The organism is Mesotoga sp. UBA5847 (assembly GCF_002432735.1).
Taxonomy (GTDB): Bacteria; Thermotogota; Thermotogae; order Petrotogales; family Kosmotogaceae; genus Mesotoga.
Genome location: NZ_DJGL01000094.1, coordinates 25,618 through 33,211 on the forward strand (window position 1 = coordinate 25,618; position 7,594 = coordinate 33,211).

The 7,594-nt window shown below is 45.4% G+C and carries 8 protein-coding genes; 4 read left to right on the forward strand and 4 right to left on the reverse strand.

Annotated elements, in window-relative coordinates:
• Positions 1–8: 8 nt before the first annotated feature.
• From B3K91_RS11815 to B3K91_RS11825, 3 genes are read right to left on the reverse strand one after another with little or no spacing between them, the layout of a single operon-like run.
• Positions 9–1,040 (reverse strand): L-erythro-3,5-diaminohexanoate dehydrogenase, encoded by a 1,032-nt coding sequence (locus B3K91_RS11815; RefSeq protein ID WP_214059738.1) that lies wholly within the window; start codon positions 1,038–1,040, stop codon positions 9–11.
• Positions 1,037–1,861, reverse strand: coding sequence for a 3-keto-5-aminohexanoate cleavage protein (locus B3K91_RS11820; RefSeq protein WP_292589468.1), 825 nt, complete (start codon positions 1,859–1,861; stop codon positions 1,037–1,039). The genes B3K91_RS11815 and B3K91_RS11820 overlap by 4 nt, the downstream gene beginning before the upstream one ends.
• On the reverse strand, positions 1,854–2,234 hold the full coding sequence (locus tag B3K91_RS11825; protein ID WP_214059743.1) for a hotdog domain-containing protein: 381 nt from the start codon (positions 2,232–2,234) through the stop codon (positions 1,854–1,856). The genes B3K91_RS11820 and B3K91_RS11825 overlap by 8 nt, the downstream gene beginning before the upstream one ends.
• 233 nt (positions 2,235–2,467) lie before the next feature.
• On the opposite strand from B3K91_RS11825, the gene B3K91_RS11830 reads away from it, so the two are divergent.
• Together B3K91_RS11830 and pepV are read left to right on the forward strand one after the other, a co-directional pair.
• Positions 2,468–3,472: a mannose-1-phosphate guanylyltransferase gene (locus tag B3K91_RS11830; RefSeq protein ID WP_292589472.1), complete on the forward strand. Its 1,005-nt coding sequence runs from the start codon at positions 2,468–2,470 to the stop codon at positions 3,470–3,472.
• An 11-nt stretch (positions 3,473–3,483) separates the two neighbouring features.
• Positions 3,484–4,869 (forward strand): dipeptidase PepV, encoded by a 1,386-nt coding sequence (gene pepV / locus B3K91_RS11835; RefSeq protein ID WP_292589474.1) that lies wholly within the window; start codon positions 3,484–3,486, stop codon positions 4,867–4,869.
• Between the two features lie 77 nt (positions 4,870–4,946).
• On the opposite strand, the gene B3K91_RS11840 is transcribed toward pepV, so the two are convergent.
• Positions 4,947–6,278, reverse strand: a complete 1,332-nt coding sequence (locus B3K91_RS11840; protein WP_214059734.1) for an MATE family efflux transporter — start codon at positions 6,276–6,278, stop codon at positions 4,947–4,949.
• A gap of 144 nt (positions 6,279–6,422) precedes the next feature.
• Here B3K91_RS11840 and B3K91_RS11845 point away from each other — a divergent pair, with 144 nt between their 5' ends.
• Together B3K91_RS11845 and B3K91_RS11850 are read left to right on the forward strand one after the other, a co-directional pair.
• Positions 6,423–6,866, forward strand: coding sequence for a CGGC domain-containing protein (locus tag B3K91_RS11845; protein WP_214059733.1), 444 nt, complete (start codon positions 6,423–6,425; stop codon positions 6,864–6,866).
• Positions 6,867–6,910: 44 nt separating this feature from the next.
• Entirely contained in the window at positions 6,911–7,492 is a 582-nt protein-coding gene (locus B3K91_RS11850; RefSeq protein ID WP_292589477.1) for a hypothetical protein, read from the forward strand.
• The last annotated feature ends 102 nt before the right edge of the window (positions 7,493–7,594 follow it).

A 7,594-nucleotide genomic window follows, 5' to 3' on the forward strand; every position in this document is an offset into this window, starting at 1 on the left:
GCTCCACCTCAAATGTATAGCTTCTGAAAAAGCCTTCTAATACTGTCTGATTCTCTCAAAATGTCCAACGCAAGCTCATCGTGGCCTTTGGTATACCCGTTCCCGATGATCATGGTAATATCCTTCCCGACACCTTCTGCTCCTAGGGCTGCTCTGGTAAAGGAGGTGGCCATGCTGAAGAAATAAACTATGCCTTCGTTTTTGGTAACGAGTATCGAGCTCATCTCAGTGTTGGGAACATTCACATTGTTTACTACCACATCACAGAGCTTACCTGCTGTCAGTTCGTGAATCTTATTGTAGACTTCAAGAGGCTTTGTTGCATCTGCAATAACTACCTCATGGGCAAGGTTAAGCTCTTGGATCCTCTTCGCATTTTCTTCAGAATATTCTACTACAATCACTTTTCCTGAGTCACCGCATTTCTTCATCGCTTGGTAGCAACATAACACTCCGGATTTTCCGCCACCCCCAAGTATTGCTACACTCATACCACGCTGCACAAGCTTGTCGACTTGCGCCGGAGCTCCCGCAACGTCCAGAACTGCAAGGGCCATCTTAGCGGGAATATCTGATGGCAGTTTTGCGTATATCCCACTCTCAAACAGTATAGCCTTCCCTTCGACATCCACCTGATCTTTTTCGAGATGCACCTTCAGAATCCTCTCGATTTTCAGCGGCGTCAAGGATAGCGAAACAAGTGAGGCAATTCTGTCGCCAACTTCTAATTTACGGTCTTTAAGGGCTTCTCCTATCCGCGAGACTCGACCAATTAGCATTCCTCCTGAGCCTGTAACTGGATTCTGAAGCTTCCCCCTATTGTTGACTATATCAATTATCATGGCAGCGATTCCCAATTCATCGTCTTTGCAAGCTTCTCTCATCTGGGTGAAACTAGCGGAGTCAACGTTAAGGGTTTCCACATCAACGGAGATTTCGTTGTCATAAAGATCCTCTGAGTTGTCAATTTTTCTCGCTGCTTGAGGGAGGAATCCGAGCGGCTCAATAACTCTATGGCTCCCAAATGGACATCCCTTCATTTATCTTTCCTCCTAATTCCAAGTATTTCTCTTGCTTCGTTAGGAGCTGCTATGTCTCTGCCCAACTCTTTTGCGATTCTCACTACTCTATCCACCAGCTGAGCGTTAGAAACCGCAAGCTCTCCCCTTCTATAGTAGATGTTGTCTTCAAATCCCACTCTAACATGTCCTCCCATCAGGATGGCAACTGTTGCCAAAGGGAGCTCATGCCTACCAATTCCTGCTGCGGTCCAGGTACTGTCAGTCGGTATATTGTTAACCATGTGAATCAGGTCTTCGATATTCCCTGGGCAGGCACCCGGAACACCAAGAACAAAGTCAAAGTGTATTGGGCTTCCTAACAGTCCTTTTTTTTGCAAACGTAGAGCATTTTCTATCATGCCTCTTTCAAATACCTCTATCTCAGGCTTTATTCCTTTCTCTTTCATCTCCAGAGCGAAATACTCCATTGTTTTCTCTGAATTGAAGAAGACATCATCTCCAAAGTTGCACGTTCCGGCAGAGAGGGTCGCCATCTCCGGATTGATCTCAAGAGGTTGAGATCTCTCTTCCACTTTATGCCATACTGCTCCACCGGTGGATGGCTGGAATATCAGATCGCACTTGCTTCTGATTCTTTCCATAATTTCTCTATAGATTTCACGATCCTGTGTGGGCTTTCCCGACGAGTCTCTTGCATGAACGTGGACAATGCTCGCTCCTGAGAGAAAACACTCGTATGCTGCCTCCGAGATTTCTTCAGGAGAAACCGGTAGCGCCGGTTGTTGTTTTTTCGTGACTTCTGCACCGGTAAGAGCTGCAGTGATTATCAACTTATCCATCGTTTTTCCTCTGCTTGTTCTTGGGTACTACGCATGTACCACTAGCTCTGCATACTAGGACAGGTTCAGAAAGGCTCTCAGCCGCGGAATTATTGATATCAGGTCTTGCCTGAGCAACTTTGAAGGCTTGAAATGTCATCTTTCTAGATGTGTTGCCTCTAGAGACAATTTCCCCTGTTGCTTCAATGTAATCCCCTGCGTAGACGGGAGCGAGAAACTCAACGTTATCATAGGCTTTGAAAAGCCCTTCATCGCCATCGCTTGTAATCAAGAGCTCAGTAGCCACGTCTCCGAACATCTGAAGGATTCTTGCTCCATCAACAAGGTTTCCCCCGTAATGAGCATCATGAAGACTCATTCTCACTCTAACCATCGTCTTTTCCAAAACAACACCCCCTTCATTTATTTTGCCTTCAAACTGTAACTTTATCAAAGCTCGCCGGCGCTAATTAGAAACGTACAGGGTCGAACAATAGTTTCTATGTCTCTCTTTCTATTCTGTTATACACGATTTTTCCGAAAAATTACCTCTCCGCCTTTGCCGGGTAAAGCTCTACCTTTCTGGTATGCTATAGATATCGGATCTATCGGGAAGGAGAGATGTGCATGGTCAAGACTCTAATAATGGCTGGGGGAATAGGGGAAAGGCTTTGGCCTGTTAGCGTAAAAAAAAGACCCAAGCAATTTCACAAGTTTGGGTCAAACAAAACGATGATTGAAGAGACTATCGAAAGAATGGAAGAGCTTACCGACGAGACAATCATAATTACTACAAGAGAGCAATATCCTCTTATGCAGTACTATCTGCCTCTCTTCCCGAGTGAAAATGTGATTTTCGAGCCGATGAGAAGAAACACTGCTCCCGCCATCGCTCTCGGGAGCAGTAGGTTTTCTCCCGAAGACATTATGGTTATTGTTCCCGCAGATCACGTAATAAGAGATAAAGAAAATTTTCTTAAGACGTTAAGGACGGCGATCAGATTTGCTGAGTCTCACGAATCGCTTGTTACTATAGGAATAACTCCCACACATCCCTACACAGGCTATGGATACATAGAGAGGGGAAATGTGGTTGATGAAAACGATGAGGTCTATGCGGTGAAGAAGTTCCACGAAAAGCCTGACTACGAGACTGCTCAGCAGTATTTTCGGTCAGGCAGGTTTCTTTGGAATTCGGGGATGTTTGTTTGGAGGAAGAGCGTTTTTGATTCAGAGCTTTCAGAGAACTTCCCCGATCTATTTTCTGTAATCTGCGAGATCAAAGACAGGCCCGAAGAAATCGAAGAGATCTATGAGAGACTTCCGAAGATTTCGATTGACTACGGTCTAATGGAAAGGTCTTCTAGAGTTGTTACTGTGCAGGGGAATTTCTACTGGAATGACATAGGGTCCTGGGATGCGGTTTATGATTTGCTAATTAAAGACAAGAACGGGAACGCAATTGAAGGAGAATTCTCAACAAGAGAGGTGAAAAACTGTTTGCTGATCAATCACACACAGAAGAAGCTGGCAATATCCGGTATTGATGGCTATATTTTGGTGGCAAGTAGTGAGGGAACTCTATTATGCAAAAGAGGAGAGTCACAGGAAATAAAAGAGATAATAGTGTAAGGAGGAGAAAAGTGGATAGAAAACTTGACGAAATTGTGATTTCCCTGAAGGAGGAACTGGTAAGATCAATATCCGATTCAATTAAAATCAAGTCGGTTCAGGATACTCCGGTGGATGGCGGTCCCTTTGGCAAAGGGGTAAGGGATTCGCTTGATCAAACTATCAAGTTGGCGCAGAAGCTAGGCTTTGAGGCAAGGAACGCCGATGGGTATGTGGGCATAGTAGATTATGGATTGGGCGAGACTTTCGGTGTTCTTGGTCACCTTGATGTAGTTCCAGAAGGAGAAGGTTGGGAAGTTCCACCTTACAGCGGCCTGGTGAAGGACGGAGAGATCTGGGGAAGAGGAACTCAGGATGACAAAGGCCCTATGATTGCAGCACTTTATGCTCTCAAGGCAATAAAGAACTATGTTAAGAAGCCCTCCAAGAGAATTAGGCTTATTTTCGGAACAAACGAAGAAACTGGCTGGGAGTGTATGAAGTACTATGTCAAGCACGAAGAGATCCCAGATTTTTCTGTGACACCCGATGCCGATTTTCCTGTGATTTTTGCGGAGAAAGGAATAGTGAATTACGGGATTTCAGCACCTGCCATCAGTAGAGAGAAAGGGCTGGTAATCGAGAACTTGACTGCCGGAGAAGCACCAAACATGGTTGCTTCGTCAGCAAAGGTCGTTCTCAGGGGTGCAGACGACGAGATTCTAGAGAAAATTCGCTCCTTCTCACCGAAGAATAATACTAAACTAGAGATAAATAAGTCGGATAGAAGAGTTGAGATTTCGATAACGGGAATCTCCGCTCACGGATCAACCCCAAATAAAGGGCAGAGCGCATTGGCAGCTCTGGTAGATCTTCTCGCGGAGCTTCCCCTGGAGGATTCCGAGATGAAGAGGCTCTTGAGTACAATAAGAAACAAGATTGGTTACGAATTCTATGGCGAATCGTTAGGAATTTCCGGAAGGGATTCGATGTCTGGAGAATTGACTCTCAATATGGGAACTCTCAGGCTTCAAGCCGGAGTCCTGAAGCTGGTAATTAACATCAGATACCCCGTTTTCTTCAATGAAGCAATGATAAGATCGCAGATTGAAGAGGCTTTCAATGGATTCCGGGTCGAAACCTACCATCACCAGAAGCCGCTTTATGTATCTCCCGATTCGGAATTGGTAAAGATGTGCAGGGAAGTATATAAGGAAGTGACGGGACACGATGAAGAACCGATAGCTATTGGTGGAGGTACGTACGCCCGGGCAGTACCAAATGCCGTGGCTTTCGGAGCTTTGTTGCCCGGAAACGTTGAACTGGCCCATCAGCCAAATGAAAGGATATCGATTGAAGATGTTCTTCTCGTGGCAAGAATTTACGCTCAGCTCTTCCTTAGGTTTCTGCAGACCTGAGTAAGAAGCAGCTTGCATGACAAGTTTATCTAGGGCCGAAGAGACTGTTACTCGGCCTTTTTTGATCCGGGTTGCTCCTAATCAACAACGTTTTTCAGCCACTTCCAGGTCAAGGTCCTTCTGACTCCCAGAATTGCCTTGAAGAGCTCTTCAATCATCATCGCGACGTAGACGAGAGTGAGCGGCCATTTCAGTACCAGTCCGGTGACGGCCACAAGAGGAATTCCCACTCCCCAAAGCGATGCAATCTCGATGATCATAGCTGCTCTGGTGTCTCCTCCGCTTCGGAGAACCCCGACGATGTTCACTGCATTAAACATTTTGATTGGCTGGGAGATGCCCACAATGATAATTATGGTTAGGACAATATTCTTAAGTCCCTGATCAATATTGTAGAAATTCACGATGATCCTCGAAAGCAGAATGATGATAAGGCCGGTTGCCACTGCGGTCATCACAGTAAGCTGAAGCAACTTCTTTGCGTTATACTTTGCCTGAGTGAAGTTATTCCTTCCCAGTTCTGCTCCAACCATGACAACTGTCGCTGAAGCTAATCCACCAAAAATGACGAACCCGAAGTTTTCGATGGTGCTAGAGATATTCCTGGCAGCTATAAACTCAGTACCCATTCTTGCCATGACAAGCGAGTACATTGTAATACCCAGGCTCCACAGAAACTCATTTACTATCACCGGAGTAGCATATTTCATAAGCCTTTTGAAAAACGGTGCTTCGAACTTGAAGGCGAATTTTGAAAGCCTTACGGGGGTTTTCCTTCGCAAGACAATATTGACAAAAATCACGAACTCCACAAATCTTGACAGGAGAGTTGCGAGTGATGCTCCATAAACACCTAGAGGTTGGATTGGCCCAAAACCAAAAATCAGCACGTAGTTCACCACTGTGTTAATCGACAGAGCGACAAGACTTACATACATAGGGATTCTGGCTTTTTCCACTGTTCTCAAAGCCATCGCGATAATAAAAGAAAATGATGTCAGGAACGTTGAAAAGGCTACTGGCCTTGCATATGTCGCGCCGGTTCTTATTACTTCAGTATCGGTAGTGAAGATCATTAATACTCTTTCGGGGAAAAAGAACAACAGCACAAAGAATACAACGGCGGCTCCCATGGTAATGTAGAGAATGTGCCCGAGCGTCTTCTCGATGTTCTTTTCGTCTCTTTTTCCCCAGTACTGCGAAACGAATATTCCGGCTCCGCTAGAAACTCCAAAGGTGAGAATATTGAGGATGAAAACCACCTGATTCACCAGACCCACGGAAGCTATTGCGGTTGTGCCTAATTGTCCAATCATGAGGTTATCAACGAGATTGAGGCCGCTAGACATCAGGTTTTGAAGTGTTATTGGTATCGCAATGGAAAGCATTCGCTTAGTGAAATCCTTCATATCGACCTCCAAAAAATGAACCGTTGAATTATACAGCTATTTCTCGAGATAGGCAATAGTAGTAGCATTTACCGAAGAAGCTAAAGCATCATGAATTGCTATAATGATGATGATAAGTATTTCACGTTAGAAAGGGGTGTCTCTGTGAAGAAAATCGGAATAATCATTTGTGGTCGCTATCAGAGTTGTGGGGGAGGGAAGTGTCTCAGAGCAATGAGAGAACATGTGGGTGGTTTTTCCATTTATCCTGATGAAGAAGAACTGGTTCTTGTCGGTTATTCTTATTGCGGAGGCTGTCCGGGGGGAAATGTAGAATACGTGCCTCAAGAGATGATCAAGAACGGAGCCGAAGTAATTCATCTCGCAACGGGAACGGTGGTGGGTTATCCACCTTGTCCACGACTAAGTCATTTCAAGGAGTTCATTGAGAGTTACTATGAGATTCCAGTCGTGATCGGGACTCATCCCATACCAATGAAATATCTCACTGCCCACGAGAAGCTTTCATTCTGGGAGAAATCAGACATGTATGAAAAAGCGGAACACCTGATGAAAGAGGATAGGGAGATAATGAAGGCGTATGACTGATCCGGAATCTCCCGATCTTGTCGGGTCTGAAACCGGGGGAAGAGATGATCAGTGAGAAAAGAATCTCTCAGTATATTCGAATCGCGTTGAGCACTATCAGTGCCGACAGAGAATCGAAAGAGAAAATTAGAAGAGAAATGAACTACGATATCCAAAACAAGGTCTTCGACAGCGGTAAAGAGAACCCTTTTGAAGTGCTGGGAGACCCTTCTGCGTATGCCAGAGAATTCATAGAAGAGAGGAAATCCACTTACACCCAGGTTCACACGAGGCTATCTCGGACTTACGGTATCGGAGGCCACGCCGGTTATGAGTTCATTTCAAAGTCAACTGTTTTAGGCCTGCCTTTCATCCACATAAATACGCGTCCGTTTGGAGTTGCAAAAGGCATCATTGCAGTCGTGAATGTGGCAATCGGAGTGTTGGCCATTGGTGGAGTTTCAATCGGACTTTTCAGCTTGGGAGGGGTAGCGCTTTCTCTTCTGCTTTCTCTGGGTGGAGCATCTGCCAGTCTTTTCTCTGCATTTGGCGGATTGGCAATTGCGCTGTATCTGGAGGCGGGGGCCTTGCGGTTTCCTTTGATTTTGCAGTGGGGGGAGCAGCTATTGCAAGAAACTATGCGATAGGAGGCTTTTCATCTGCGAGAGTGGCTATCGGAGGAGATGCAAGAGGTGTGGTTGCAATATACGAGCAGAATGGAGTTGGGAATTACCTTCTCAGATTGCCAA

Excerpts from the sequence above, each read along its gene's own strand:
- B3K91_RS11840 (WP_214059734.1), bottom strand. The coding sequence starts at position 6,278 with ATGAAGGATTTCACTAAGCGAATGCTTTCCATTGCGATACCAATAACA.
- B3K91_RS11830 (WP_292589472.1), top strand. The coding sequence starts at position 2,468 with ATGGTCAAGACTCTAATAATGGCTGGGGGAATAGGGGAAAGGCTTTGG.
- B3K91_RS11850 (WP_292589477.1), top strand. The coding sequence starts at position 6,911 with ATGATCAGTGAGAAAAGAATCTCTCAGTATATTCGAATCGCGTTGAGC.
- B3K91_RS11825 (WP_214059743.1), bottom strand. The coding sequence starts at position 2,234 with ATGGTTAGAGTGAGAATGAGTCTTCATGATGCTCATTACGGGGGAAAC.
- B3K91_RS11815 (WP_214059738.1), bottom strand. The coding sequence starts at position 1,040 with ATGAAGGGATGTCCATTTGGGAGCCATAGAGTTATTGAGCCGCTCGGA.
- B3K91_RS11820 (WP_292589468.1), bottom strand. The coding sequence starts at position 1,861 with ATGGATAAGTTGATAATCACTGCAGCTCTTACCGGTGCAGAAGTCACG.